Source organism: Metabacillus lacus, from assembly GCF_009674805.1.
Classification (GTDB): Bacteria; Bacillota; Bacilli; order Bacillales; family Bacillaceae; genus Metabacillus_C; species Metabacillus_C lacus.
This window is the reverse complement of the sequence record NZ_WKKI01000012.1, coordinates 36,608-62,516: the sequence shown is the minus strand read 5'-3', so window position 1 is coordinate 62,516 and position 25,909 is coordinate 36,608. Positions and strand designations below refer to the sequence as shown.

Annotated in this window: 25 protein-coding genes; 3 read left to right on the top strand and 22 right to left on the bottom strand. The window is 39.2% G+C overall.

The annotated features are described in order from the left end of the window. The first annotated feature begins 71 nt into the window (after nucleotides 1-71). On the top strand, nucleotides 72-251 hold the full coding sequence (locus GJU40_RS08700; RefSeq protein ID WP_154307348.1) for a hypothetical protein: 180 nt from the start codon (nucleotides 72-74) through the stop codon (nucleotides 249-251). A 1,139-nt stretch (nucleotides 252-1,390) separates the two neighbouring features. Here the strand turns inward: GJU40_RS08700 and GJU40_RS08690 are convergent. Beyond that, nucleotides 1,391-1,960, bottom strand: coding sequence for a recombinase family protein (locus tag GJU40_RS08690; protein WP_154307347.1), 570 nt, complete (start codon nucleotides 1,958-1,960; stop codon nucleotides 1,391-1,393). 336 nt (nucleotides 1,961-2,296) lie between these two features. Between GJU40_RS08690 and GJU40_RS08685 the strand changes: the two genes are divergently transcribed. Further along, on the top strand, nucleotides 2,297-2,884 hold the full coding sequence (locus GJU40_RS08685; RefSeq protein ID WP_154307346.1) for a GNAT family N-acetyltransferase: 588 nt from the start codon (nucleotides 2,297-2,299) through the stop codon (nucleotides 2,882-2,884). A gap of 59 nt (nucleotides 2,885-2,943) precedes the next feature. On the opposite strand, the gene GJU40_RS08680 is transcribed toward GJU40_RS08685, so the two are convergent. Beyond that, nucleotides 2,944-3,744, bottom strand: a complete 801-nt coding sequence (locus GJU40_RS08680) for an NUDIX domain-containing protein (RefSeq protein ID WP_170289362.1) — start codon at nucleotides 3,742-3,744, stop codon at nucleotides 2,944-2,946. Between the two features lie 200 nt (nucleotides 3,745-3,944). Between GJU40_RS08680 and GJU40_RS08675 the strand changes: the two genes are divergently transcribed. Then, complete coding sequence (locus tag GJU40_RS08675) at nucleotides 3,945-4,952, top strand: IS1595 family transposase (RefSeq protein ID WP_154307344.1); 1,008 nt, start codon at nucleotides 3,945-3,947, stop codon at nucleotides 4,950-4,952. 29 nt (nucleotides 4,953-4,981) lie between these two features. On the opposite strand, the gene GJU40_RS08670 is transcribed toward GJU40_RS08675, so the two are convergent. From GJU40_RS08670 to GJU40_RS08575, 20 genes are all read right to left on the bottom strand, one after another. Continuing rightward, nucleotides 4,982-5,728: a metallophosphoesterase family protein gene (locus GJU40_RS08670; protein WP_154307343.1), complete on the bottom strand. Its 747-nt coding sequence runs from the start codon at nucleotides 5,726-5,728 to the stop codon at nucleotides 4,982-4,984. Between the two features lie 555 nt (nucleotides 5,729-6,283). Continuing rightward, a protein-coding gene (prfB, locus tag GJU40_RS08665; RefSeq protein WP_154307342.1) for a peptide chain release factor 2 occupies nucleotides 6,284-7,385 on the bottom strand; the annotation gives its coding sequence in 2 pieces (ribosomal slippage) (nucleotides 6,284-7,312 and nucleotides 7,314-7,385; 1,101 coding nt in all). 78 nt (nucleotides 7,386-7,463) lie between these two features. After that, nucleotides 7,464-9,974 (bottom strand): preprotein translocase subunit SecA, encoded by a 2,511-nt coding sequence (secA, locus tag GJU40_RS08660; protein WP_154307341.1) that lies wholly within the window; start codon nucleotides 9,972-9,974, stop codon nucleotides 7,464-7,466. 185 nt (nucleotides 9,975-10,159) lie between these two features. After that, nucleotides 10,160-11,398, bottom strand: a complete 1,239-nt coding sequence (gene arcA, locus GJU40_RS08655; RefSeq protein WP_154307340.1) for an arginine deiminase — start codon at nucleotides 11,396-11,398, stop codon at nucleotides 10,160-10,162. A gap of 307 nt (nucleotides 11,399-11,705) precedes the next feature. Next, on the bottom strand, nucleotides 11,706-12,266 hold the full coding sequence (hpf, locus tag GJU40_RS08650) for a ribosome hibernation-promoting factor, HPF/YfiA family (RefSeq protein WP_154307339.1): 561 nt from the start codon (nucleotides 12,264-12,266) through the stop codon (nucleotides 11,706-11,708). A 175-nt stretch (nucleotides 12,267-12,441) separates the two neighbouring features. Beyond that, nucleotides 12,442-12,828, bottom strand: coding sequence for a DUF8042 domain-containing protein (locus GJU40_RS08645; RefSeq protein ID WP_154307338.1), 387 nt, complete (start codon nucleotides 12,826-12,828; stop codon nucleotides 12,442-12,444). An 8-nt stretch (nucleotides 12,829-12,836) separates the two neighbouring features. Beyond that, the gene (gene fliT, locus GJU40_RS08640) at nucleotides 12,837-13,187 is read right to left on the bottom strand and encodes a flagellar protein FliT (RefSeq protein ID WP_170289361.1); all 351 of its coding nucleotides are present in this window, start codon (nucleotides 13,185-13,187) and stop codon (nucleotides 12,837-12,839) included. Nucleotide 13,188: 1 nt separating this feature from the next. Next, nucleotides 13,189-13,590, bottom strand: coding sequence for a flagellar export chaperone FliS (fliS, locus tag GJU40_RS08635; protein ID WP_154307336.1), 402 nt, complete (start codon nucleotides 13,588-13,590; stop codon nucleotides 13,189-13,191). A gap of 23 nt (nucleotides 13,591-13,613) precedes the next feature. Continuing rightward, nucleotides 13,614-15,083, bottom strand: a complete 1,470-nt coding sequence (locus GJU40_RS08630) for a flagellar hook-associated protein 2 (RefSeq protein WP_154307335.1) — start codon at nucleotides 15,081-15,083, stop codon at nucleotides 13,614-13,616. Between the two features lie 14 nt (nucleotides 15,084-15,097). Continuing rightward, complete coding sequence (gene flaG / locus GJU40_RS08625) at nucleotides 15,098-15,445, bottom strand: flagellar protein FlaG (protein ID WP_154307334.1); 348 nt, start codon at nucleotides 15,443-15,445, stop codon at nucleotides 15,098-15,100. A gap of 969 nt (nucleotides 15,446-16,414) precedes the next feature. Further along, nucleotides 16,415-17,170, bottom strand: coding sequence for a sugar phosphate nucleotidyltransferase (locus tag GJU40_RS08620; RefSeq protein WP_154307333.1), 756 nt, complete (start codon nucleotides 17,168-17,170; stop codon nucleotides 16,415-16,417). A gap of 16 nt (nucleotides 17,171-17,186) precedes the next feature. Continuing rightward, nucleotides 17,187-18,857 carry a glycosyltransferase family 2 protein gene (locus GJU40_RS08615; RefSeq protein WP_154307332.1) on the bottom strand — a complete coding sequence of 557 codons (1,671 nt, stop codon included), beginning with the start codon at nucleotides 18,855-18,857 and terminating at the stop codon, nucleotides 17,187-17,189. 51 nt (nucleotides 18,858-18,908) lie between these two features. Continuing rightward, the gene (locus tag GJU40_RS08610; RefSeq protein ID WP_154307331.1) at nucleotides 18,909-20,561 is read right to left on the bottom strand and encodes a tetratricopeptide repeat-containing glycosyltransferase family 2 protein; all 1,653 of its coding nucleotides are present in this window, start codon (nucleotides 20,559-20,561) and stop codon (nucleotides 18,909-18,911) included. 124 nt (nucleotides 20,562-20,685) lie between these two features. Then, complete coding sequence (locus GJU40_RS08605) at nucleotides 20,686-21,516, bottom strand: flagellin N-terminal helical domain-containing protein (RefSeq protein WP_154307330.1); 831 nt, start codon at nucleotides 21,514-21,516, stop codon at nucleotides 20,686-20,688. Nucleotides 21,517-21,693: 177 nt separating this feature from the next. Further along, nucleotides 21,694-21,924, bottom strand: coding sequence for a carbon storage regulator CsrA (gene csrA, locus GJU40_RS08600; protein WP_154307329.1), 231 nt, complete (start codon nucleotides 21,922-21,924; stop codon nucleotides 21,694-21,696). Between the two features lie 12 nt (nucleotides 21,925-21,936). Further along, nucleotides 21,937-22,353: a flagellar assembly protein FliW gene (gene fliW / locus GJU40_RS08595; RefSeq protein ID WP_154307328.1), complete on the bottom strand. Its 417-nt coding sequence runs from the start codon at nucleotides 22,351-22,353 to the stop codon at nucleotides 21,937-21,939. A 10-nt stretch (nucleotides 22,354-22,363) separates the two neighbouring features. Beyond that, complete coding sequence (locus tag GJU40_RS08590) at nucleotides 22,364-22,927, bottom strand: DUF6470 family protein (RefSeq protein WP_154307327.1); 564 nt, start codon at nucleotides 22,925-22,927, stop codon at nucleotides 22,364-22,366. A gap of 54 nt (nucleotides 22,928-22,981) precedes the next feature. After that, the gene (gene flgL, locus GJU40_RS08585; RefSeq protein ID WP_154307326.1) at nucleotides 22,982-23,869 is read right to left on the bottom strand and encodes a flagellar hook-associated protein FlgL; all 888 of its coding nucleotides are present in this window, start codon (nucleotides 23,867-23,869) and stop codon (nucleotides 22,982-22,984) included. A 10-nt stretch (nucleotides 23,870-23,879) separates the two neighbouring features. Then, nucleotides 23,880-25,403: a flagellar hook-associated protein FlgK gene (flgK, locus tag GJU40_RS08580; RefSeq protein ID WP_154307325.1), complete on the bottom strand. Its 1,524-nt coding sequence runs from the start codon at nucleotides 25,401-25,403 to the stop codon at nucleotides 23,880-23,882. Nucleotides 25,404-25,421: 18 nt separating this feature from the next. Beyond that, nucleotides 25,422-25,898 carry a flagellar protein FlgN gene (locus GJU40_RS08575; RefSeq protein WP_154307324.1) on the bottom strand — a complete coding sequence of 159 codons (477 nt, stop codon included), beginning with the start codon at nucleotides 25,896-25,898 and terminating at the stop codon, nucleotides 25,422-25,424. Between the last annotated feature and the right edge of the window lie 11 nt (nucleotides 25,899-25,909).

The window sequence follows — 25,909 nt, the reverse complement described above, 5'->3', positions numbered from 1 at the left end:
GTTAGTGTTTCCAATGTTGGGAAGCTTATGAGTTTGGCTGGATAAGTCATTTGAAGATACATAGTAGGAGAATGAAAAGCCTGAGTGATTACGTTGAACTAGTTCGTTCCATTGCGCTGCAGACACTTGCTTTCCGCGGGGAGGGATCTGAGCCTCCTCAGCTGCGCCTGCGGGGTCTCAGACTTCCCTCCATTCCTGCAGGAGTCAAGTGTCTTCCCTTCATTGCACTCTTGGTCTGCTATCTGGCTTGAAGACTTTATGTAGAACGTTCTACATTATTTTAAAGAATGAAATGCCAAGATTATTACTTTGTACAAGCTCGTTTCATTGCGCTGCAGACACTTGCTTTCCGCAGGGAGGGAGCTGAGCCTCCTCAGCTGCGCCTGCGGGGTCTCAGCCTTCCCTCATATCCCGCAGGAGTCAAGTGGCTTCCGCTTCATTTCACTCTTGGTCTGCTATCTAGCTTGTAGAATTTATTAGGAACGTTCTACATTATCTTAAAGAATGAAAAGCCAAGATTATTACTTTGAACAGGCTCGTTTCATTGCGCTGCAGACACTTGCTTTCCGCGGGGAGGGAGCTAAGCCTCCTCGCCTGCGCCTGCGGGGTCTCAGCCTTCCCTCTAGGTCCCGCAGGAGTCAAGTGTCTTCCGCTTCATTGCACTCTGGTTAACTATCTGGCTTGGCGACTCTATGCAGAACGTTCTACCTTGACTTGAGTAAGAGAATGAAAAGCCCGAGGGATTACGGAGAAAATTGACGGAACTCCACATCATAAGGATGAATCAACCAAGCCACCTATAAAAAGTAAAGGATTTCCTTAAAAGTCGAGGCTTTAAGGTATAAAAGTAAATCCAGAAACCAGCGGCAGGCCATACTCATTTCTACTTCTGCAATGGTATTGCGCATGGAACGGATTCTAAAGGTATATTGAATGAAGTTGGGTTTAATTTGAGTTACTGAATCAATGCTTTGGTGCCTACTCCAAATATATATTTTTCACTAAGTTTAGATTAAAGAAATGGGTTCTGGTAATTCAATCAACAATGTAGTGAATGCGGTTAAAAATCATTACAAAAAGGAAGACATAGATAGAGAAATCAATGAGTTTATCCACGACTTGATTAAAAACGATTTAGTTGAAAAAATTAGCTGAATAAACTGGGGCTTCTCAAGGTCGCCGAAAGGAGGGAAACTAATATATAAAAAGCCTAAATTAATTAAAGTAAAACTACCTGCGGGCATTATCAAAGCGTAAGTAAAACTATTTTAGTTTTTATAAGGGGGGACAATTATGTATAAAAAGCCTAAATTCCTGTATTAGGCTTAGTGACAGGGTTCCTGCTGTAGACCGCAAAGTAAATTTGAAGAAATAATAAATAAAACGCGCCTTATTTTTTTATTTCTTCAAGCTTTCTTCCGTTGACTGCTCTATATAAGGAACCTTGAGATATTCCAGTTGCTGAGACTATCTCCTTTATAGAATATTCTTCACTATCATACATCCGCAGCGCAACAGCAAGCTTTTCTTTATCCAACTTGGGTCTACCTAATGTTTTCCCACGTCTTTTACTTGCTTCAAGTCCTTCCTTTACTCTCTCAGCAATAAGGTTTCTTTCTAATTCAGCAATGACACACATCATTTGGAACATGGCTTTGCCCGTAGAGGTTCTTGTATCCATATTTTCTTTTAAAGAAATGAATTGCACCCCCATCTCTTCTAACTGTTGAATTATGTTGAGGATATCCAATGTTTTACGTCCTAAACGGGAGATGCTCTCCACTACAACTGTATCGCCTTTCCGAATGACATCAAAAAGTTGATGAAGTCCTTTTCGATCTTTAACCGTACCAGTAAATTTCTCCTTAACTATTTTTTCACAACCATATTCATTAAGCAAACCAATTTGCCGATCTAAGTTTTGGTCAATAGTAGACACCCGAGCATAACCGATTATCATTTGTAACCTCCAATAAACTTGTATATTTTTATTTTACTAGAGGGGTACTTATTGTAAAGGTATTTGGTAATACTTTTGGTAATTATTTTTGGTAACCGCTAATCTTAATAAAATCAAAGGACAATAGGGCGATGGGGGGGCATTACAAAACACTGGTTTTTGGTAATGTTGTATTAACATGAAAATAGGTTATTCAGCAATTTGGCTAGATTGTTAAGGAAAAGAGGAAATTGGAAGGTTCATCTTGAATCTGTAAGTTATGCTGGAAAAGAGTGGTTTAACAGAACTAGATTACTCAAATAGTTGAAGTAAAAATAATTGACAAGGGGAAAAGTTATGAAACATAAAACATCAGAAAGATTATTTAGGATAGATTGTGGAGATATTTATCTTCAAGAGTTTTCAATTGAAGATGCAGATAGTATTTACAGAATATCAAATCAACCAGAAATATTTAATTTTTTGCCAGACTGGAAATCAACAAAAGAACAAAGGGTTGATTGGGTTACTAATTACGAAATACCAGCAAATAAAGCGTTTCTTGATGCCGTTGTAAATACATCAAACATAGATGGTCTTTTTTTAAAACTAGGGGTATATATTAAGGAAACCTATGAATTTATTGGTTGGTGCTGTACAGGCATAAAAGATGAGCTTCCTTTACCGAATAGAGAAATTATGTATGCCATTTCAAGTGAATATCAAAAGAAAGGCTACGCTACTAAAGCGTCTAAAGGATTGATTGACTATTTGTTTACAAATACAAATTTAGAAGTCATTAATGCAGTAGCTTTAATTAACAACGTTTCATCAAATAAAGTAATTGAAAAATGTGGATTTACTTATCTGAGTCAACAGATGATAGAAAATGAACTATATAATCACTATATATTGAATAAATCAGAGTGGATGAAAAATCATTAAAAGAAAATGTTTTTGTTCCAGAAAAGGGCGCTTTTCCGGAGGAAGTACGATTAAATAGATTATTGTATCCGCTCATTTTTTAGCTCCTTCGCACCCATTTCTAAAACTTTTAACCAGTTATCTCCTTTTAATTTAGGGATATTATCCAACTCGAAAAACTGTAATGTTTCAACTTCATTATCTAAGGGATTTAGTTCACCATCAATTACTTCGCATAAAAAAGGGAAACTGACAATTTGTACTTTATCGCCATTTGGATAAGTTAAAATAAAATCTTCACCTGTAAAGACGTTTAATAATTTTCTTGGCACAATTTTTAATCCTGTTTCTTCCTTCGCTTCTCTAATAACAGTTTGAGAAAGAAATTCATTTAATTCAACCAATCCCCCAGGAATCATCCATTTTTCAGTATTTGGTCCTTTAGCCAAAAGTACTTTGCTTTCTTTAAATATTAATGCAGCAGTCGCAGGTAAAATTAATAAATCATTCCCTATTTTCCGTCTGAGTCTTCTCCAATATAAATCTTCTGTTTCTTCAATAAGCTTAAGCTCTTTTTCAAAATAAATATTAGGTGTACTCCCATTATTTGTATTAATACTTAGATTTATTACTATCTCCTGCCTTCTAAGTAATCCTGGTCCCAAAATAACATTAGTTGGGGAAGAAGAAACACTTGTTATTTCATAATTAAAGACTTTTTCGTTAGTTATTCCATATAAAATATCCTCTAAACTCTTACCAGGCACTAAACTTTTCATAATGTTAAACTTTTGGTTCCCTATGTAATTTACACAGATAGAAACATTTCTAATAATACTTCTATCTACTTTTTTTGCTAAATCTTCCAAGTAATTACCCATACAACTCTCCCCTTTCATATAATATTACTCTTTTTACAATTTATTGTATATATATAGCAAACGAGGACTAGGTGACTAAGCAGATAATAAAGAAAGTCCACTTTGATGGTTTAAATATTAGGCTGTTTTCGCATAGTTTGTTGCTTTATTGAACATAATAATTAACGCTTGATATAATCGTGGTTAAGGAGGAGTTCGCTATGTGGTTAGATGTATATGAAGAGGCAAATGAACTTACCAAAGAAGAACAATTTGAACTCTTTAACGCTTTGAAAAACGATTTGTTTCCAGACGAACCTGATAAGATTACAAAACTATTAAAGAGTATTCGTGAAAGTCGTTTCAGTAGTGGTATTGCTTGTGTTCATTGTGGAAGTACCGCTATTAAGCGTAACGGTAAGTACAAGACTCGCCAACGATATCTTTGTAAGGATTGCAATAAAACATTCAACGATATGACTAACACACCCTTTTCAGGCTCTCGTTACCCCGAAAAATGGGTTAAGTATATGGAAATGATGGTTGAAGGTTATACGCTTCCTAAGATTGCTAAACGTCTAAAAATACACATCTCAACTGCTTTTTATTGGAGACATAAAATACTGAATGCATTGCGGTCTTTAGACTTTGCACAACTTCAAGGTATTATTGAGAGTGATGAAACCTTCTTTCGTGAGTCAATGAAAGGCAAAGAAGTAACACATCGAAAGCCTAAGAAACGAAAGACTCCAGATGAAAAACGAGGTATTTCAGACTTAAAAATAGCTGTTGTAGTTGCCCAAGACCGTAATAACAACATAATTGCTTTGAAAGCTGGAACTGGTCGTGTCAAAGCCGAAGAAATTGATGCTGCAATAGGTAAGTATATTGACCCATCTTCTTTGCTATGCACAGATACAGCGACTAATTACAAGAAGTTCGCCAAACTCAAAGGTTTGCAACACGAAACAATCAACGAAAGACAGAAGGAACGAGTGAAAAAGGGAATATTCCACGTTCAAAACGTAAATAACTTTCACAGCCGTTTAAAGACTTGGATTAGAAGGTTTCAAGGTGTTGCAACTAAATATCTCGACAATTATTTATATTGGTTTAGATGGCTCGAAATAGACAAGCATTTATCCTTTGAAAAACAAGTAGAACAAATGCTTATTTCATCGTGTCAAAAATCAAATCACTGTACAGTTAGCCATTTAAAATCGGCATAAAAAAAGGGAAACAAATCTCCCTTTTAAGTTTACTGTTTTAACTGATTGCCGTGAAATACTTTGATAAGAAAATCACGTTCTGGAACCTGCAATAATTCATATGACTCTAAAAACTTTGTGTTATCATATGAGACTTCTTTTAAACTAACTATAATTTTGTCCTTTTCTATATCTACTATTGAATATGGGGCAGTTGGTTTTGAACTGCACCCTAAAGAACCTGGATTTAAATAGATAGTATCGTTACTCTCGAAAAAATGAAGTGGATGATGATGTCCAAAACATATTAAATTTTCTTCGTTTCCTTTAAATAGAGAGAGCAAATTATCTAAACTCGGCTCAGCAATTCTACTAAAAGGGTCTTTGCTAATATGTTCATTTAATTTGGCTTGCTCAATGTGATAATGGATAAACAATATAGACTTACCTTCAATTGTTAAATTGATTGTCCGAGGCAACTGTTCTAATTTTGAGATGAAACCTTTGTCCATATTATCCGCTATCCATTGGTGATGTTCCTTAGCGTGAGAGTGGCTTAATGGATGTTCTTCCCCCTTTAGAAGTGCCAAAACTGCTTCATCGTGATTTCCAGTAATCATAGATACATCATTTCTTGAAAATAAAATTTCCAAGACTTCATTTGTATCTGGTCCTATTCCTATCATATCTCCTAAACAATAGATATGCTCAATGTCCCGCCTTTTATCAAACTCATTAAGAACCGCTTTTAAGGCAGGAGCATTGCCGTGAATATCAGCAATCACTCCAATTTTCATAATCTATCCACACTCCCTTTATCTGTTTTCATTTGATAAATTATACCATATTTTTTCTAACTATCGGAAAACAACAAAGTTTACGAAAACAGCCAAATATTAAATCATTGTAAAAATGTTAATATATTGAAATATATATGTATGTGTTTTAATACAACTAAATGTTACTTAGAAATCAGTTGGACTCAAGCAGCCATTTTTTCAATGAACCTCGTTAGATTGGATTTTTCTTCATTATCATTTTTATCACCTCAACCATGATATGTACCCCTTTTAAAATAGACTACATACTGTTTCTACGCTGTGTTTAGAAGTCCTGTTGATTGGAGTGGAAGGCGCGCAGACTCCTGCGGGATTAGCTGGAGGGGTTAGACCCCACAGGAGCGTCAGCGACGAGGAGGCTCACCGCCAGCCCCGCGGAAAGCGAAGCGCCTGGAACGGAAATCAACAATCCTCATTCTTCCACTAAACAAAAAAAGACTGTAGACACGCTGAGTTTCATCGCGTTTTGTCTACAGTCTGAGACAAGGCAGCCGCCTTGTCTTTTGGTTTACATTATGAAATTTTAGAGCGCAGGTATGCGTCTATGAATGCGTCTAGTTCTCCGTCCATGACACCTTGCACGTTTCCTGCTTCGGTGTTTGTTCTGTGGTCTTTTACCATTGAGTATGGATGGAAGACGTAGGAACGGATTTGGCTTCCCCAGCCGATATCCTTTTGTTCACCACGGATTTCAGCAAGTTGCGCTTCTTTTTCTTCAATTTTCTTTTGATATAGTTTAGCCTTCAGCATTTTCATTGCCTGCTCACGGTTTTTGATCTGTGATCGTTCTGTTTGGCAGGATACTACCACATTGGTCGGCAAATGCGTAATCCGGACTGCTGAGTCAGTTGTGTTGATATGCTGTCCGCCGGCACCGCTGGCACGGTATGTGTCGACCTTTAGATCTTCCGTACGAATGTCGATTTCAATTTCGTCGTTAAACTCCGGCATAATATCACAGGACACAAAAGACGTGTGACGGCGGCCTGATGAGTCAAACGGCGAGATGCGCACAAGACGGTGAACGCCTTTTTCCGCTTTTAAATAGCCGTAAGCGTTGTGACCTTTAATCAGCAATGTCACAGATTTAATACCTGCTTCATCACCTGGTAGATAATCGAGTGTTTCCACTTTAAAGCCTTTTCGCTCTGCCCATCTTGTGTACATGCGAAGCAGCATGGAGCCCCAGTCCTGAGACTCTGTTCCGCCGGCACCAGGGTGCAGCTCAAGAATGGCGTTGTTTTTATCATAAGGCTCGCTCAGCAGAAGCTGCAGCTCAAAGTCATTCATGTTGCTCGTAAGTTCTTTGATTTCTGTTTCCAGCTCTGTTAGAAGATCTTCGTCAGGTTCTTCCTTTAGAAGATCATGAGTTACCTCTAGGTTTTCGTGCATGTCCTGCATGTCATTAAACTGATTCACAGCATCCTTCAGGCCGTTTGCCTCATTGATGACAGTTTGCGCTGATTGTTGATCGTCCCAAAAAGAAGGGTGGGACATCATTTCATCAAGCTCTCTTATGCGGGCTTCCTTTGTATCGAGGTCAAAGAGACCCCCTAAAGTCAGCTAATCTTTTAGCCATTTTTTCAAGCTCTTGTCTAATTTCTACTAATTCCATTTTCGTCACCTCTTATGTTATTAAAAAACTGAAACAGAGAGAGGCCTTCAGCCCCTCTCCCCCATTCAACAAACAGTGTTAGCTGCCGCAGCAGTTTTTGAATTTCCTGCCGCTTCCGCAGTAGCAAGGATCATTGCGGCCAATTTCAACCGCTTTGCGGGCAGGCTTTTTCTTAACAGGCTCATCGCCTTCCTTTTGATGAACCGCAGTCTGGCCTTTTGCAACTTCCTGGCGTTCCAGGTTGTTGCGGATTTCAGCCTTCATGACATACTTCGCTGCATCTTCTTCAATAGAAGAAACCATGCTTTCAAACATTGCAAAGCCTTCCATTTGATACTCACGAAGCGGATCTGTCTGGCCGTATGCACGAAGGTGAATACCTTGGCGAAGCTGCTCCATTGCGTCGATGTGGTCCATCCACTTGGAATCCACAGCGCGGAGCACAATGACTTTTTCAAACTCGCGCATTTGCTCTTCGCCGAATGATTCTTCTTTTTCATCATATTTTACTTTTGTTCTGCCGAGAATATGCTCAATCATTTCCTCAGGCTCTTTGCCTTTTAAGTCGTTCAATGACAGCGCGCCGTCTTCAAGCAGATTTCCGTTCACAGAATCCACAATGCCTTCCAGGTTCCATTCTTCAGGAAGCTCTTCACGCGGCGTATGCGCACTCACATATCGCTCCACTGTGGATTTAATCATTTCCTCTACAATATTGCGCAGATTTTCTGACTCTAATACATCAAAGCGCTGTTTATAGATGATTTCACGCTGCTGGCGGAGCACATCGTCATATTGAAGGAGCTGCTTACGTGCGTCAAAGTTGTTGCCCTCTACACGTTTTTGAGCAGATTCCACAGCACGGGACACCATTTTGCTTTGAATTGGCTGTGTATCATCCATGCCAAGGCGGTCCATCATGTTCATCATATTTTCCGAGCCGAAGCGGCGCATCAATTCATCTTCCATAGAGAGATAGAACTGTGTGATACCAGGATCTCCCTGACGTCCGGAACGACCGCGCAGCTGATTGTCAATACGTCTTGATTCATGGCGCTCTGTACCGATAACAGCAAGTCCGCCGAGCTCTACTACGCCTTCGCCAAGCTTGATATCTGTACCGCGTCCCGCCATGTTCGTCGCGATTGTCACAGCACCTCTGCGGCCTGCTTCTTCAATGATTTCCGCTTCTTTGAAGTGATTTTTTGCATTCAGGACATAGTGAGGTACATTTTTGCGCTTCAGCAGCTGAGAAATCAGCTCTGACGTTTCAACGGCAACTGTACCAACAAGAACGGGCTGGCCGATTGCATGGCGCTGTGATACATCCTCCACCACTGCACGGAATTTGCCTTCCATTGAACGGTATACAAGATCAGATCTGTCATCACGGGCAATGTCACGGTTTGTCGGGATCGCGACAACCTGCATGTTGTAAATGTTGCGGAACTCTTCTTCCTCTGTTTTCGCAGTACCTGTCATACCTGACAGCTTGTCGTACATACGGAAGTAGTTCTGGAAAGTAATTGTGGCAAGCGTCATGCTCTCATTTTGTATTTCCAGGCCTTCCTTCGCTTCAATTGCCTGGTGAAGACCTTCACTGTAGCGGCGCCCTTTCATCAAGCGTCCAGTGAATGGATCAACGATCACAACTTCGCCCTCTTCCACCACATAATCCACATCATTATGCATAATGACATGCGCTTTTAGGGCCTGATTAATATGATGATTCAGTGCCACATGATTGATGTCAAAAAGATTTTCAATGCCAAAAGCACGTTCAGACTTTGTAATTCCCTCTTCTGTCAGCTGTACACTTTTTGTTTTAATATCAAAAGTAAAATCAGTTTCTTTTTCCAGCGTACGAACAAAAGCATTTGCCTGTACATAAAGCTTAGTCGACTTGGCTGCCTGACCTGAGATAATCAGCGGCGTACGCGCTTCATCCACCAGTATGGAGTCAACTTCATCAATGACGGCATAATGAAGCGGGCGCTGCGCCATTTCTTCTTTGTACAGGACCATGTTGTCGCGAAGATAGTCAAAACCAAGTTCATTGTTTGTAGAGTAAGTAATGTCTGCCGCATAAGCTTCGCGCTTTTCGTCCTTGGATAGTCCGTTCAGGTTGAGGCCGACTGTTAATCCGAGAAATTCAAATAGCTGTCCCATTTCGTGAGCATCACGGCTGGCAAGGTATTCGTTGACTGTAACAACATGAACACCTTTTCCGGACAGCGCATTTAAATAAACAGGCATGGTGGAAGTTAATGTTTTACCTTCCCCTGTTTTCATCTCGGAAATGTTCCCTTCATGAAGGGCAATTCCCCCCATGAGCTGTACTTTATATGGATACATGTTGAGCACGCGTTTCGCTGCTTCGCGCACAACTGCAAAAGCTTCTGTAAGTAAGTCGTCCACTTTTTCGCCATTGGACAGGCGTTCTTGGAATTCAACTGTTTTTGCCTTTAACTGCTCATCGGACAGCTTTTCCGTATCCGAAGCAAGCGCGTCGATTTGACCTGCCATTTTTTCATAGCGATTTAATGTACGTTTGTTAAAATCAAATACCTTGTTTAAAATTCCAAGCATGTTAACGCTCCTCTATAATTAGACTGGTATCATACCCATAATCTATAAAAATGAAACTATCCTTAATTCTATCATTATTTGCAGGCTTGGACAACACATAGCAAAATTATGGATTTCTTTTCTTGATGAGTGCCCCCGCCAGAATACACTTCACACCAAAAAACCCGGCATTCACCGGGTCTCATTTACCTTGCTAAATTCTCTCTCATCAGCGGCATGCTCATACAGCGCGGGCCGCCCCTTCCTCTTGAAAGCTCGGAGCTTTGAATCTCAATAACCTCTACCCCGTTTTCCCGAAGCAGCTGGTTGGATACGTAATTGCGATCATATGTGACCACAACCCCTGGTGCAATGCTGAGCGTGTTAGAGCCGTCATTCCACTGTTCCCGCGCAGCAATGATGGGATCTCCTCCGCCGCATGGCAACAGCAGAATCTCTTCCAGGCCAAGCACATCTTTAAGCGTTTGTGCCAAATTGCGGCGCTCAGTGATTTTAAGACGCTCGGGATCATCGCCGCGCTCCAATACAAAAATATTCATTTCCCCGTCCGGCCCTTGAATGGCTGGATGAATTGTGAATTTATCATAATCGATCATCGTAAACACAGTATCAAGGTGCATGAATGCGCGTGTTTTTGGAATATCCACCGCAATGACCTTTTTAATATTTTCCTGGCGCTGAAACAGCTGCTTTGCCAAGCGCTCAATCGCTTTGGCCGATGTTCTTGCGCTGACGCCAATTGCCACAGTGTCATGTGACAGCATGAGCTGATCGCCGCCTTCCATCGGAAACTCATAGTCCCGGTGAAACCAGACAGGAATATCGTGGCGCGCAAAGCGCGGATGATGCTTCATAATATAATCCATGAAAATAGATTCACGCCTTCTTGCACCTTCACACATTTTGTTGATGCTGATTCCGTTTCCGATCACAGCGGCTGGATCTCTTGTAAAATAAAGATTTGGCATCGGATCAAGATAGAAAGGATAATGATCTGACATGAACTCGTACAGATGAACCTTTTTCTCTTCATCTATGTCTCTTTTCAGGACGCCTTCCATGATTTTATGGATCATGTCTTTCGTAGAAAAAGACAGCAGGTACTCTTTCAGCAGTTCAGAAGATCCGTTCACATTTTCTTTGCTTTCTCCTATCATCTGTTCCGCAAACTGCTCCTTCAGGTCAGGAGTCTGAAGAGTTTCCGTCATTAATTTATCAAGATAAACTACCTCAACTCCCCGATTTTGAAGAGCTGCGGCAAAATAATCATGCTCTTTTTGGATAACAGGCAGGTATGGAATATCATCAAAAAGCAGCCTTTTCAAAAATTTCGGTGTTAAATTTTCGACCTCTTTTCCAGGCCTGTGCAGCAGCACTGTGCGCAGCGTGCCAATTTCAGAATTTACATGCAATGGATGTTTCATAAGTACCCCCTATGAATAGTCGTTCAACTTCTGTTCTACTACTCCTAATAGCCGAATCACAGCATCTGCTAAACTTCCTGCAACTGTCAACGCTGTCATACCATCTATGAAAATACCAAAGCGTGTATAAATATCTGATGAGAACACGTATATGACCTTTACACTGTATGAACATGCACACAGCGAACATAAAAAATTTTCTTCTTTACAGACAGTATAGGAGCAAAGAAGCCATGTTTTCCACAGCTCCGTCAGAAAATCTCTGCAAAAAGAAAACACCCGGAGAATCCGGGTGCCCTTACACTTCTTATTCTGTCGGCTCAATCACCGCATATTTTCCATCATTACGCTTATAAACCACATTGGTCTGATTGCTTTCCGCGTTAGTGAAAACGAAGAAATTATGACCCAGCATGTTCATTTGCAGCACTGCTTCTTCACTGTCCATCGGCTTTAGCGTAAAACGCTTAGTCCGCACGATTTCCATCGTGTCATCCTCAGGGTCCTGCGTTGCGACAGGTACTTCGTCATAGCTGTTGCTGAACATATATTTAGGAGAGCCTTGCTCTCTCAGTTTGCGGTTCACCTTTGTTTTATGCTTGCGAATCTGGCGTTCCAGTTTATCTGTCACCAAATCAATCGCCGCGTACATATCCTGGTGATGCACTTCGCCTCTTAGAACAAGATTTGTGAGCGGAATGGTAACCTCAATTTTGGATTCCTGTTCATTGTAAAATTTTAAATTCACATTTACGTTTGCCTCAACAGGGTCCTCAAAGTAGCGTTCTAGTTTACCAATCTTTTTCTCAACGTAATCTCGCAAAGCGGGAGTTACCTCAATGTTTTCGCCTCTGACGTTATATCTCATGCAGAACTCCTCCTTTTATTAAGGATATGTAAACCTATTTCTACAATTCCCTTCTGAAATCCTGCCTAAACGTAAACTCACTGTGAAGATTTTGTGAAGGTGGAAAAAATATATGAAGGCAGGGCGATGGATATTCCTGATGAAAATGAAAAACCCTGCCGTATTCATGACAGGGTTAATGAGTGATGATCGGAGCAATCACGTTCTGGACAGCTTTTTTCCAAATCAGAAAAACGGGTAGAAGCCCCCTTGCTGCAAGTGCTGTCTGATAAGAGTACTCCACAAGAGATGACTCATACTCTTCCAGAGTAGAGATAACTTCGTCAAATTTGAGAATTTCTTCTGAAATACCCGGAAAAGCTTCTGATATGAGCAGAATCACAGAGTGCGAGGAATCTATGTGGTAAAAAGCAGACAAAATATCAGAAAAGACTTTGCTGCCTTCTGTGTAACTATAGTGGTCATAGCTTGCGCTGACATATTCCAGTCCCTCTTCGACAGTATTTAACAAATGATAGTAATAAGAAAGAAGGGAATATTGATCAGGTGTTAAATTCGGCAAGAGATCACCTATTTTCGTTTATCATAATACATCCCGTCAAATGAAGCAGATTGATAGGGATTGATATAGGTACCTGTTGTGACTTTCGTTTTCTTGAGATCAGCCAGATCCTGCCCAATGCTACTTTGCAACGCATTCAGTTTATCCATAATGCGTGCACTGTTGGCAAGAATCTCCTGACCCAGATCCATTTCCTTCTGTGAATAGGGAGGAGACATCAGCAATAGCAAGGCATCCCGCTCTTCCAGCAAAATATCAATCTCATCTATATGAAGATCTCTTTCCCTCTTATCGTATTCCGAGTCAAGGACAGCGAGAAGGGCAGACGTAGCATCGTGAAGTTTCTCGACAACACCCATATCAGGCGCTCCCTCCCTGACCAAATTGCTGCTGCCGCTGAAGCTGAACAACCTGCTTCCACGCATCGCGAAAATCAGTGATATGCTCTTCTACCTCTTGCAGAATAGCAGCATCATTTTTAATATTGGCTTCAATCAGGCGGGTACGGCAGTAGTCGTACATGCTCATCATATTCTCTGAAATATCCTGACTCATATCCAGGGTAACCATGAATTCCTGGACAATTTTTTGTGCTTTCAGGATGTTGATATTTCTTTCTTCAATCTGTTCCTGCTGAATAGCGAGCTTGGCCTGCTTGATAAACTTCAGACAGCCGTTATAAAGCATCAGCGTTAATTCTCCCGGAGAGGCGGTGCTCACAGAGTTTTGCTGATAAGCTTGATATGGATTATTAAGGGCCATGTAGTATAGACACTCCTAGTATGTTAATTTCCGGAAAACTGCTGCATCAGAAATGAATATTGATCATTGGATTTCGAAATCGCTTTTTCCATAGCGGTAAATTGGCGCCAGTATCGGTCCTCAACCTGTTTCAGGCGGCTTTCAAAACGGTTCATCTGCGAATCAAGATTAATGAGGTTTCTGCCGATTGCAAAGCTTTGATTGGTTTTAGTAGCATTGCCCGCTCTCTCTTCAATCTTCCCCACAGTGTCTTTAATAGAATTTCTCAATCTGCGAGCCAAACCTTTTTCAGCAGGAGTGGCGCCGTCAGCAGAGAAAAGCTGAAACACGGCATTGGGATCTTTTCCGATCGCTTCGCGCAGCTTGTTTTCATCAATTTTCAACTTGCCGTTTTCTTGATAATTGCTAGTTGTCGTTATGCCGATAGCTGAAAGCTGTTTGAATTCACTGTTTATAGAGACAGGGTTATATAACTGTGTTCGCATGCTTGTAAGACCGCTGGAGATTAAAGAGTCTCTGCGAAGAAGTCCGCTTTTCGCTTTTTCTTCCCACTGCTCAATTTGCTTTTCGCTCAATTCATTTCGTTCGTCCTGTGAAAGCGGCTGATAACCCTTATAACGCTCTTCATTGATTTTTTTATTCAAACTCTCAATCGTGTCGTTATATTTCCCAACAAACTGAACAATTTTATCAAAAAGCGCGTCATTGTTGTTGCTGACAGAAACAGTGGAAGAGCCTTCTCCCTTTAAGGTGTATGTCACATTGTTCATCGAAAACGTGTTACTACTTCTTGTTGTGGTCAAACCATTAATGGTAAACAAAGCATCTGTCCCGGCAGTCTTGCCAGTGAGCTCCTGATTAGGGGCCGCAGAAGAGAAAGAGAAACCTAGTGTTTGAAAAAACTTTACTGTTTCCTCATCTCCCAGCACAATGCTGCCGGCTTGCCCTGTATCCTTGCTTGTGATTGACATTTTGCCTGATACTTCATCATAGATGACTGACACATTTAGATCCTTGTCATTGCTGAGCTTCGCAGCTATATCCTTCACTGTATCAGTTGCTGAAATTGACACTGTCACTTCCTTGTCCTTGAGAACTCCAGATCCCGAGGTCACTTTCAGCGAAAGATCACCGTTTCTAGCTTCGAAGCTTTTAGCATTCCCTTCTGACACCCATGTCGCTGAGGAAGCAAGACGGTCTACTTTGATATTGCTGGACACATTGGCAGCAGAAGAATTAGCTGTAGCGGTTACGACACTTTCCCCAGTGCTTGACGTTTTCTTTGTCATGGTACTGCCCTGTAAGACTAAGTTGTCGAATAGGAAAGTATCAAGCTGCTTCAGAGAGGTGTTCACCTGACGATAATCATCGCGTTGCCATTCCAGCACCTGCTTCTTTTGTGATAGCTTATTGTATGGCAGTCGTTCAGCCTTCATTAGATTTTTGATCATTGTATCGACATCCATGCCGCTTGCAAGGCCGCCTATGCGCATAGTGTTCCCTCCCCTTAAATTCTTTTATCAATTGCAATTCCCATCAGCTCTGCCATAGACGCGTATATATCGAGCATCTTTTTTGACGGAATCTCCCTGATTACTTCGTTGGTCCGTTGATCAACCAATGTGACGTAATACTCATTTAACTTTTCATGAAACTCAAATTTCACAAAAGTATCCATAGGAACTAGAAATTTGTTCAAGCTGTCGATGATGCCAATAATTTTTTCTTTGTAGTGAAGTTGTTCACTCGCAGGAGAAGGAGTCAGCTCTGGTGCTTTTCTTTTTGTTGCATCTGTCGTTTGCTGCGATTCTTGAGTTGTAGGAACTGCTTGAGTAGAAAGCCGGTCAATGTCCATTCATTATCCTCGCCTAAATATGAAATAAGTTAAGTTACTCTAGTAGATATATCGGCTTGTGTAAGGAAAATTTAAGAGGAGAATGAAAAAAGAACTCCTGCTTTGATTTTACAGGTTCCCTATTAATACTTCTGATTTGCTTGCGCAAGCACCGTTTGAGCAGCATGAGAAAGATTGAGTTTCTAGTTTGATTCGTTACTTCTTTCGGTATGTCTCATGTCTAGTCACGCACACGAAACTTAGCAGTTAAATTTTCTCCAGAAGTAGTTAAGTTTTTGAATCGGTGTTCTAAACCGATTGTTTTGCACATGGATTAGAACGCTCTTAAGAAACTAGTTTAATTGCATTTTCTACACCATAAATACTATAAATGGATATAGCACAGTAAGAATATGTTTCTAAGCATTTTTGTTATGCGGAGTTGATCAACTTCTTAGCCAGGGCACTCGACGAATCCATAGGTATTCTGGTGATGCCGCAAGGCTCATAAATAACTCTGCACACATTATCTACTTTATGGCTCACAAAATGGGCGAAAAGAATTACTGATGATCATATGATTAAGCAAGTCACTAGGGTGAGCTTTCATGAAAAATCTGGAAAGCAATGAACTGCAATGAAGAAAGGGATTGTTGGGTTGTATTTTGGAGAGACAATGCTGGGTATAAGATGCGATGTGGGGAATATTATGACCTATCTTGGAAATGGCAGGACTCTTTCATGCCGTATAAACTCACTGATCGAAATGATGTAAGGTTCTACCTTAAGAATAATGAGACGTTGTCAAGTTGATTTATAAAATGATTTGGGAAACATTGATTGCTTCCCCTACATTATGGACATTGATCTGTCAGTTTCGGGACATTTAGCAGCTAAGTCTTTCAAAAATAAAGTAGTGTTATTTCCACATTAATATGTTTCGTAGCACTGAAAATTCGGTAAGCTTTTTACTAGTTTTTAGATTCAGTGTCATACAGACACTGAATCTAAGTACTTTACATTTGCCCACCTTGTTATTTCTTGAAATGTGCCTAGGTCTCTATAATTTCCATTTTCTAATTTAATTCCTTTTATTTCTGAATTTCTAATATGGGGTGCAAGAGCATCAGAAAGGTACAACTCTTTTACACCCACTCTTGGAGTTTCATTATTACAAAAATGATTAAGTGTATGTGAAAAAGAATTCTCCCACACCATCATTCCCCACATCAACTTTAGGTTAGTTTCCTTTGGCTTTTCTATAACATTTACTACTGTACTATCATTCTCTTTAAACTCTACTACCGATACACTAGTAGGATTGTCTGTCTTGAAACAGCCCAAAGTAACAGTAGCGCCTTCTTTTTCATGGAAGTTAAGCGCCTGTAAAACGAAGTTGTTAGGTGTAATAATAGTATCAGGCATGGCAAATACAACTCTTTTATTTTTAGTTATATGAAATGCTTCATTTAGAGATTCTGGCAAACTTTTTGGAGTGGGATGCATACAATAAGAAATGTTAATACCAAATTGTTTACCATTACCCAAGTATTTTAAAATATCTCTTTTGTCAGGATTAAAGGTTACTATAATTTCTGTTATTCCGGCTAATTTGAAAGCATCTATCGTATGCATTATAATTGGCCTATACTCTTTCCCATGAACGTCTGGATACATTTCTTTTGAAAATGGTAAACCTAACCTTGTACCTTTTCCAGCACAAGGTATTAAACCAACTGTTTCCATTTTTTCTCTCCCCCTATTATTTATTGGCTAATACCAAAAATGATGACGTAAGTAATAACTCATAGCTTATATTTCTTACATCTGCTAGTCTTTGACAAACTTCTTTTGCTTCAATAGTTTGGTCTTTTATAGAAACCTTACAAGGTATAATTTCATAAGAACTGTATTCATGATTCATTAATAATTCTATTATTCCTTCATTAGTGAAAGTATTTTTGTAATTAACGTTTAAATTACCAATAAAGTCTTTATTCTGAAAATACCCAAATATAAATCCCCTATCATTAGTTAGACTTAGGGCATATTCTAAACTTTTTAAATCTAAATTTTTTTCCATTAATATTCCGTTTAAAAATACATAATCATATTTTATTAATGGAATGTTTTTATAATTATCTACGTATTTAATATCTAGAAATTTTCCAGCAATATCTGCTACAGTCCTATTTTTTTCATATCCAACATATTGTATATATGGGAAATTATAATTAAAGATGGATGAACTTATACCAAAACCTGTACCAATTTCAATTAAACTATCTGGTTGATTTTGAATAAACTGCCTTAGCTGAAGAACTAAACTGTTTGTTCCACTGTTTTCATCCCCACAGTATCCTTTTTTCTCTCTAAATAATCCTTTACCTAATTTAAGATTAATGGCAAGCCCTTTACTTATCGTTTGTGATCCGTAATGATGAACAAAGGTATCATAGCACACATAATTTTTATAACCCATTTCTGTAGCAGTAAGTGTCAAATCCACATCACAGTAACTACCTGCAGCTGGATACCTTTCGTCAAAATATCCAATTTTTTCAAGAACCCTCCTTTTAGCAAATGCACAGCAAGTCACAACCATTGTACGATACTGCCATTTTTCAGGATTCGATTTGTTATAGGTTAATGCAAATTCTTCCATCTCTTCAAAAGTTTTATATTGTACAGGAATATCTTGATGATAAGCTGCAACATTCATAATCGGTGAAACAACACCAACGTTTTCCTCATGATATAAACAAGCTCTAAGATTGTCGAGCCAATTTGGAGTTAAAAGGATATCATTAGCTAAAAGAAAAATTTCATTACATGTTGCAGCTTTAATTCCTAAATTATATCCTTTTGTAAGGCCTACATTTTCTTTTAAGTGTATTATTTTAGAAATATAAGTTTGTTCTTCTAACCAGTCCTTTGTTCCATCCGCTGATCCATTATTAACAGCAATTATTTCAACTTCCTTTAAATCAGTGTACTTCACTAAGTATTCAAAGCATTTTTTTGTAGTATCTAGATGATTATACATAAGCGCTATTACACTTGTTTTCGGACTCTTGGATGTCCGCTTTTTTCTTTCTCTTAACTCTTCTATTAGACTATCATCTTTTGTAAAATGATAAGACAATTCATAATATTTATTAGCATCATTAATACAGCCTAATTTTTCAAATGAATAGGCAAGATTATAGCTAGCATCAGCATTTTCATTATCAATTAATAAGCTTTTTTCGAAACTTTCAATAGCAGCTTTATAATTTTCAAGTTTAAGGTAGATTACTCCCATTAGATTAAAATATTCAGTGTTATTTATAAAACTAGAATGAAACCTATTTATGAATTCAAGGGCTTCATCTAACCTATTCTCAGTGATATATCTTTCAACCTTTTGTAATACTTTCATTTCTTGTCCCATTCACTCCCAAACTCCAAATAGTATTGACAAATTAATATTTTTCACTTTAATTTATTTTATTAACTTGTATTGGGTCATTTCTTTTTTATACCTAATCTTACTTTTAACACTTAGAGTGTCTATTTTTTTATTTAAATTAATCATTAATTTACTATTACTAATAATATGAGCTTGTTTTAAAAGAGCAATAAATAACTCCTCCTCAAAGGAAGATAGTTTTTTTCTTTTGCCAAATAAAACACTTAATAAATTATTTATAGAGTTTTTAGATTTAAGATCTTTTAGGAAACTTTTGAAATGTGGCTTATTTGTCACAATCGTTAATAAAATAAAATCTACTAAATTAAATATCCCAATAGATAATAGCTTATTCAATTCATTGATACTCTTTTCATCCAATATTTTCATAATTCCTTCAAATTCACCCTCAATAAAAAGTAACTTAATAGAAAGGGCTTCTTGTTCATTATTACTCAGTCCAGAATTCCCGATCGACTTAGTAAGTTTTTGTATATTTAAATTTGGAACACTCAAAAGTATTTTAACCATTCTTACTTGACTCATAGACTTACGGTTCAAACAATTTTTATTTATGAAGATTTCTAAATCATCCTTTGTAGAATGTTGTCCTAATAAATTTATTAATCTCATCCAAACATAATCGTCTAAATCATTAATTGAAATCGCTTTAGTATAATGTTGAACAGCCAAATGCAATTGATTATCCTTTTCAAAAATTTCACCTAGATATAGATGGGGTAGAAATTCTAGATAATCACCACTGGAATTTGCAATAAAGACATCTTTTTTCATTAATATGTCTTCAAAGATACTTTTAGCAAACCCAAAATCCCCTTTTTCATAGTAAATCTTTGCTTTAAAAAATCTATAATCAACTATGTCACTATAAATTTTTTCGCATGTTTCAGCAATTTCTAATGCCTCATTATTTTTATTAGCTCTTTGAAGAGAATTTATAAGTCTTACTAACAATTTCTTTACCCAATAGGAATTAATGTTATCTTTCAAAGCAAAACCATTTTTATAATAATCGATTGCTTCGTTTAGTTCTCCTAACTTATCGTATTCATTACCTATAAAGTAATAATCAATCGGTTCTTTATCCTTTTTATTAATTAACATGGATAAATTCCTTTTAGATTTATCCTTTTCTTTTTCTACTTTTCCCATATAACCCGTATGAAAAATTTGAAATTCTACTAATCCTCTGTTTTCCTTTGAATCTTTGTGCTTTAATAGCTCATGAATATTTCTGTAATACATAATAGAACCATCATTCTTATAAAGTCTTTCATGATAATTTAATGATGTACTATTTCCACTGGTTCCTAAAAAATTAACTATTTGGACTGCAATAATATTTTCCTCTGGTGGATTTTCCTTCAATTCTTCCTTGAAGTTTAACAGGCTTTCACGATCAACATATTCGTCTGCATCGAGAGCTAATATCCATTCTCCTGTTGCCTTTGAAGCTGCAAAGTTACGGGCATTAGAAAAATTACCTTCCCATTTATAATCAAATACCATGTTGGTATATTTTATTCCAATAAATTTACTACTATCTGTAGAACCTGTATCAACTATAATTATTTCATCTGCTATTCCTTTAATTGATTCTAGGCACCTTGTTAATACCTCTTCTTCATTTTTAATGATCATACAGATAGATAATGTCGGTCTCAATTGTAACACTCCTACTTAGATGACTTAGAATTACTTAAAAAAAGGTCCTACTCCCTTAAATAAGGCCCCTTTTTTAAATAACCTATCTCCAAAATGGGAGATAGGATTGTTAATAATTTTTATATTAACGTAGTAATTGTAATACCCCTTGCGGTTGTTGATTAGCTTGAGCTAGCATTGCTTGTGAAGCTTGTGCTAATATAGAATTTTTAGTTTGTTCCATCATTTCTTTAGCCATATCAGTATCACGAATACGTGATTCTGCAGCGGTTAGATTTTCTGATGAAGTATTTAAATTATTTATAGTGTGCTCTAGTCTGTTTTGGTAAGCACCTAACTTAGAACGTGCAGTTGAAACTGTATTGATTGCTGTATCAAGAGTATCCATTAAACCTTGTGCATCTGATGTAGATGCCAAAGTGATTGTTGTAGCCCCGACTAAAGTTGTAGCATCAGCCTGAAAATCAGAAAGTGATAACGTTAGTTGATCATATGATTGATTATTAGCACCAATTTGTAGAGTTACCGAACCAGATGAATTATTCAACAAGTTAGTACCGTTAAAATTAGTTGAACTTGCAATATGGTCAATTTCAGAAGTTAATTCATCTAACTCTGCTTTTATAGCTGCTAAATCATTCGAAGAGTCATTTGTTCCATTTGCCCCCTGTACTGCAAGCTCTCTCATGCGTTGTAAGATAGCATGTGTTTCATTTAGTCCTCCCTCTGCGGTTTGGATTAGAGAAATACCGTCTTGAGAGTTTTTACTGGCCTGATCAAGACCACGGATTTGGGATCGCATTTTCTCTGAAATTGATAATCCAGCTGCGTCATCACCAGCACGATTAATACGAAGTCCGGAAGAGAGCTTCTCCATTGATTTCATTTGTGAACCATTAGCACTATTCAACTGACGGTGAGTGTTCAAAGCAGCAATATTATGATTAATTCTCATTTTTTGTTTCCTCCCTGATATGTGTAGCGATTCACGTCCTTGTGAATGCTTTAGATTTTGCAAACAGCGGGAAAGTCGGCCGCCTTCCCCCTGCTTGCTACACTCTTTATATCGTCATGGATTCAGGGAGTTTTATAGTTTTATATGGAAAAAATAAAAAAAACCTCAAACGTTTGTTTAAGGCTGTAGTTTGTTGTTTGGTAAATTTTTCAGGAAGTCCGGGGAAAGATTGGCTGCCTTGCTGTTTTCTTCTTGAATGGACAGATAGATTTCTTTTCTATGAATATCAATATGCTTTGGAGCATCTATTCCTAACTTTACTGAATCGCCGCTGATGGAGAGGATCTTAATTTCAATATCATCTCCAATTTGCAGAATTTCATTGATTTTCCTACTTAATACGAGCATGCTTTCCCCTCCTTATCCAGCAAGAACATGTTTTGTTTGATAGTTTGTGTCAGTTAGTATCACCTGTTTCGCATCCTTAGTGCGCATATTTACGATAATCGGTGCCTGCAGGTTGGCCGTGCTATTTTGAAAGTGTTCCGCAACTGTCAAAATGGAGAGAACACTTACCTCTTCTTCACTTTGTATATTTAACAGCTCTTTCACCTGCTCTGAAAGCTGAAATTCATAGCCCTTGAAAAAGAGAAACGGATTCGTGACAACAAATGCAAGTTGCGGAGTTGTGATCGATTGAAGAATCCATAAATTTTCATCCAGTGACAGCAGCGCAAATGCTTTTTCTTCCAGAAAGCCAGGTATGCCGGTTTCAAACCTCAGTACCTCTTGTTCCTCAATATTTAATTCACCATGATATTTCGTCTGTATCAGCATAACAGTCCTCCTATGCTTTATAATTTATGAAATCAATTTCCAGTTGGGGATGCTGCAGCATCTCAAACTGAACTTTTCCCGCCTGATAAACTAGCTGCGGTTTATTTTGCTGTACTTCAATAATCGGCTTTCTTGGATTAACTTCAATCTTCAGCTGTGAAGGCTGATAGGTAATCTGTACACTGCCGTGAGAAGGAACAAATCCTATATTAAACTCGTACTGAGGTGAGCCGCTGTTTTCAATCGCCTGATCAGCAATCGGGCTGCCTCCCCCTTCGATTTTCATCAGCTGATCTCCCTGTATGGACAGGCGCTCCATGCCCTGCAGCCAGTCCTGGTAACCCCGCTGTGCAAATTCCTCTATTCGCCTTCCAATAGACTTTAAATCCATATCCTCGCGGGCTTTTGATTGATCAATGTTCAGGACGGAAGGGGTTGTTTCCATTGTAACCTCTGCAGATGGCTGCTGAATAGATACATCCGCCGGTCTCTGCTCCTGCTCCATCTGTGGTGGCAGTGTTTTCATTCCCAGCTGTGCTCTTGTGCTTTCAATCCGTATTGAAGGAATGTTCAACTCACTTCTCCTCCTAGTAAAAAAGCTATCTTAGGAAAAGATAGCTTGAAAGTTTTATCGTAGAAAATCCATCAGTGTTGGCTGAATGATTCGCGCAGAGGCTGACAGTGATGCTCTTAAGACACTTTCCTGTGTTTTCAGGTTTGTAATAACCCTCTCCACATCTGCATCTTCATTGTCTGAGAGAATTCGTGTTGCAATAATTTCCTGACTGTTGACTCTGTCACTGATGAGGTCCAGGCGGTTATGCCTTGCACCCAGGTCAGATCGCTCTGCACTCATGTTAGAGAAGTGCTGATCGAGAAGATCTAAGTAGCTGCTGTCCCCCAAGCTTCCGCTTCCCAATGCTGTTTCTAAACTCTCCAATGTTGCAAACAAGCTTTTTCCGTCTACAATTCCGCCAAACGCGTTAATCGGGTTCACATTGGCTTTTAATTGTACACCCTTAGAAACTTCCACCGTAAAGTCACCGGTATCCATGCTAACTCCAATAGGATTACCCAGCGTGACAGGAGGCTTCGACGTGTCATTACCGTTATAAATATAACGGCCGGCAACCTTTGTGTTTGCTACATTCGCCAAGTCTTCTTTGAGCTGAGTGATCTCAACCTTAATAGAGTTCAAGTCTTCAGGGCTGTTTGTCCCATTCTGAGCCTGCACAACAAGCTCTCGCACACGGTGCAGTACCTGTGTGCTGTGCTCAATGCCGCTCTCTGAGTTTTCCATCCATTGATACACTTCTGACAGATTTCGTTTGTACTGCTCAACTTCTGACAGGTTGGTTCTGTAGAACATACCCTTCATGGCAACAACAGGGTCATCAGACGGTCTGGTGATTTTCTTGTTTGTTGCCAGTTGATCCATGTATTTATCCATTTTGCTGTAATTGTTGCTGAGGTGGCGCAGCGAGTTGCCGGCCAGCATTCCTTGAGTTACGCGCATCTGCTGTCACCTACCTTCCGCGAAGTCCGTTAATGATAGTATTGAGTATTTCATCTTGAAGCGAAATCATTCTGGCTGATGCGTTATACGCATGCTGAAATTGAATCATGTTGGTCATTTCTTCATCCAGTGACACTGCACTTACAGACTGACGTCTGTTTTCAACAGAATCACGCAGCGACCTGCTGTTTCCTGTCAGTCGCTGTGCTTCCTGAGTTTCTACAGCCATTTTGCCGATCAGGCTTTCGTAAAAGTTTTGAATAGAGGTGCTTCTGCCGCCGATTGTCATCACAGAATTTTTCACTTCAGCCAATCTTATTGCGTTTTGTCCATTTCCTACATAAGGAGCTGAGGCCGCTGCAATATAATCTGGCGAGCTTTTTATCTCATTCGAAAGACTGATTTTTCCTGCCGCACCCTTGTAGTCAGTTAATTCAGCGAAAAAGTTTACCGGCGTTTTAACAAGAGGATCTGTTTCAAAATCCTTCAGGTTATAGCCTGATTGATGCACTGCATTAAACTCAGTAACAAAAGCGAACGCCATTTTATCAAGCTCATGGAGCATTTCCGGATAAAGGCCTTTTACCTCGGCTCCGTCCATGTAGCCATAGGAATCAATCAGGCTGCGAAGTTTTCCTGTGCTCGTAAAATCAGAAATATTGATTTCTTGGCCGCCAATGATTATTTTTTCTGTAAAGCCGCTCTCATGGTAGCCAACTTCAACACTGTTCGCCTGGAGCGTTTTGCCATCAACTAAAACAGCAAGCGGCTGGCCCTTGTCGTTGAGAAGTTCAATTGTGTAGGCACCCTCTGCTATTGCGAGGGCATTTCCGCCGCTTTTTTCGGTAGTGATTTTAATATTTGCAAGGGAAGACAATTGATCAAGAAGCAGATCGCGCTGATCGTACAAATCATTTGGCAGGTAGCCATGCGGCTCTGTTTCAGCAATCTGCCTGTTGATGTTGTTAATCTGCCTTGCAAGCGAGTCTATTGTTTTAGCGGTAATATTCACTTCTTCTTTTAGATCTCTTTGAATGCTTTGGAGAGAACCTGATAAATACTGAAATGTATCCGCAACAGCAATTCCCCGTTCACGGACAACCGCACGGGCACCTGAATTTTCTTTGGAAGGATTCAGCGCCAGATCGTGGAGCGACTGCCAAAAGCGGTCCATTGTTTTTGAAAGGCCGTAGTTGGACGGTTCATTCATGATATCTTCCATTTTAGTAAGAGCTGCAGCTTTGGATTCCCAATAGCCGAGCTTATTGTTTTCTGTTCGATATTGAACATCCAGAAAGCTTTCACGAATGCGCTGAACGCTTCCCGCTTCCACGCCCGTGCCCATCTGGCCCGGTATTTGCGGACGGTTAATAGAAGCAGTCGGATACGGATCTGTTGCGCTGAAATTGACGCGCTGACGGGAGTAGCCCTCTGTATTCGCATTTGAAATGTTATGCCCTGTTGTGTAAAGGGCACTTTGCTGAGCAAACATACCCCGTTTTGCTGTTTCCAATCCCATAAATGTTGAGCGCATTCCTTTTACCTCCGTGCGTTATGCTTTTGAGTCAAATAGCGGCCGGCGCTTATTTTCCGTTTTTGCGGCCGGTTTTGTATAAACAGCTGCTGTTTCCTGCGGCATCAGCATATCCATGGTTAGTGTGACAAACTGCATCGCCTGATGAGTCAGCTGCTGATTTAATGTGTTTACAGCCCTAAGCTTTTCGTGAATATCGTAAAAACTCTCCATCAGCTTCTCTAGGGTTTTTCTTTCCGAAGGTTGTGCCCTTTCCGCGCATGCCGACAGTGTTGTGTTTTCTGATACTCCCAAAAAGGAAGCTGTTTCCTGCATTCTTTTTTCTTCTAATTTTTGAAGAGAGGAGAGAGCTGCCTGTTCTTTCTGAATCAGCTGCTGAAGCTCTTTTACTCTGTTGGACTTTAGGAGCTCTGTTTTCTCCAGTCCGATGCTGTACAGCTCATGGTGCTTTTCCAAGAGGGACTCCAGGCTGAGGATCAATGATTTTGCAGACACTTTTTCACACT

What these genes read in the sequence shown, in the direction of transcription:
- GJU40_RS08700 (WP_154307348.1), top strand. Translation starts at nt 72, where the DNA reads ATGAAAAGCCTGAGTGATTACGTTGAACTAGTTCGTTCCATTGCGCTG.
- GJU40_RS08690 (WP_154307347.1), bottom strand. Translation starts at nt 1,960, where the DNA reads ATGATAATCGGTTATGCTCGGGTGTCTACTATTGACCAAAACTTAGAT.
- GJU40_RS08685 (WP_154307346.1), top strand. Translation starts at nt 2,297, where the DNA reads ATGAAACATAAAACATCAGAAAGATTATTTAGGATAGATTGTGGAGAT.
- GJU40_RS08680 (WP_170289362.1), bottom strand. Translation starts at nt 3,744, where the DNA reads ATGGGTAATTACTTGGAAGATTTAGCAAAAAAAGTAGATAGAAGTATT.
- GJU40_RS08675 (WP_154307344.1), top strand. Translation starts at nt 3,945, where the DNA reads ATGTGGTTAGATGTATATGAAGAGGCAAATGAACTTACCAAAGAAGAA.
- GJU40_RS08670 (WP_154307343.1), bottom strand. Translation starts at nt 5,728, where the DNA reads ATGAAAATTGGAGTGATTGCTGATATTCACGGCAATGCTCCTGCCTTA.
- secA (WP_154307341.1), bottom strand. Translation starts at nt 9,974, where the DNA reads ATGCTTGGAATTTTAAACAAGGTATTTGATTTTAACAAACGTACATTA.
- arcA (WP_154307340.1), bottom strand. Translation starts at nt 11,398, where the DNA reads ATGAAACATCCATTGCATGTAAATTCTGAAATTGGCACGCTGCGCACA.
- hpf (WP_154307339.1), bottom strand. Translation starts at nt 12,266, where the DNA reads ATGAGATATAACGTCAGAGGCGAAAACATTGAGGTAACTCCCGCTTTG.
- fliT (WP_170289361.1), bottom strand. Translation starts at nt 13,187, where the DNA reads ATGGGTGTTGTCGAGAAACTTCACGATGCTACGTCTGCCCTTCTCGCT.
- fliS (WP_154307336.1), bottom strand. Translation starts at nt 13,590, where the DNA reads ATGGCCCTTAATAATCCATATCAAGCTTATCAGCAAAACTCTGTGAGC.
- GJU40_RS08630 (WP_154307335.1), bottom strand. Translation starts at nt 15,083, where the DNA reads ATGCGCATAGGCGGCCTTGCAAGCGGCATGGATGTCGATACAATGATC.
- flaG (WP_154307334.1), bottom strand. Translation starts at nt 15,445, where the DNA reads ATGGACATTGACCGGCTTTCTACTCAAGCAGTTCCTACAACTCAAGAA.
- GJU40_RS08620 (WP_154307333.1), bottom strand. Translation starts at nt 17,170, where the DNA reads ATGGAAACAGTTGGTTTAATACCTTGTGCTGGAAAAGGTACAAGGTTA.
- GJU40_RS08615 (WP_154307332.1), bottom strand. Translation starts at nt 18,857, where the DNA reads ATGGGACAAGAAATGAAAGTATTACAAAAGGTTGAAAGATATATCACT.
- GJU40_RS08605 (WP_154307330.1), bottom strand. Translation starts at nt 21,516, where the DNA reads ATGAGAATTAATCATAATATTGCTGCTTTGAACACTCACCGTCAGTTG.
- csrA (WP_154307329.1), bottom strand. Translation starts at nt 21,924, where the DNA reads ATGCTCGTATTAAGTAGGAAAATCAATGAAATTCTGCAAATTGGAGAT.
- fliW (WP_154307328.1), bottom strand. Translation starts at nt 22,353, where the DNA reads ATGCTGATACAGACGAAATATCATGGTGAATTAAATATTGAGGAACAA.
- flgL (WP_154307326.1), bottom strand. Translation starts at nt 23,869, where the DNA reads ATGCGCGTAACTCAAGGAATGCTGGCCGGCAACTCGCTGCGCCACCTC.
- flgK (WP_154307325.1), bottom strand. Translation starts at nt 25,403, where the DNA reads ATGCGCTCAACATTTATGGGATTGGAAACAGCAAAACGGGGTATGTTT.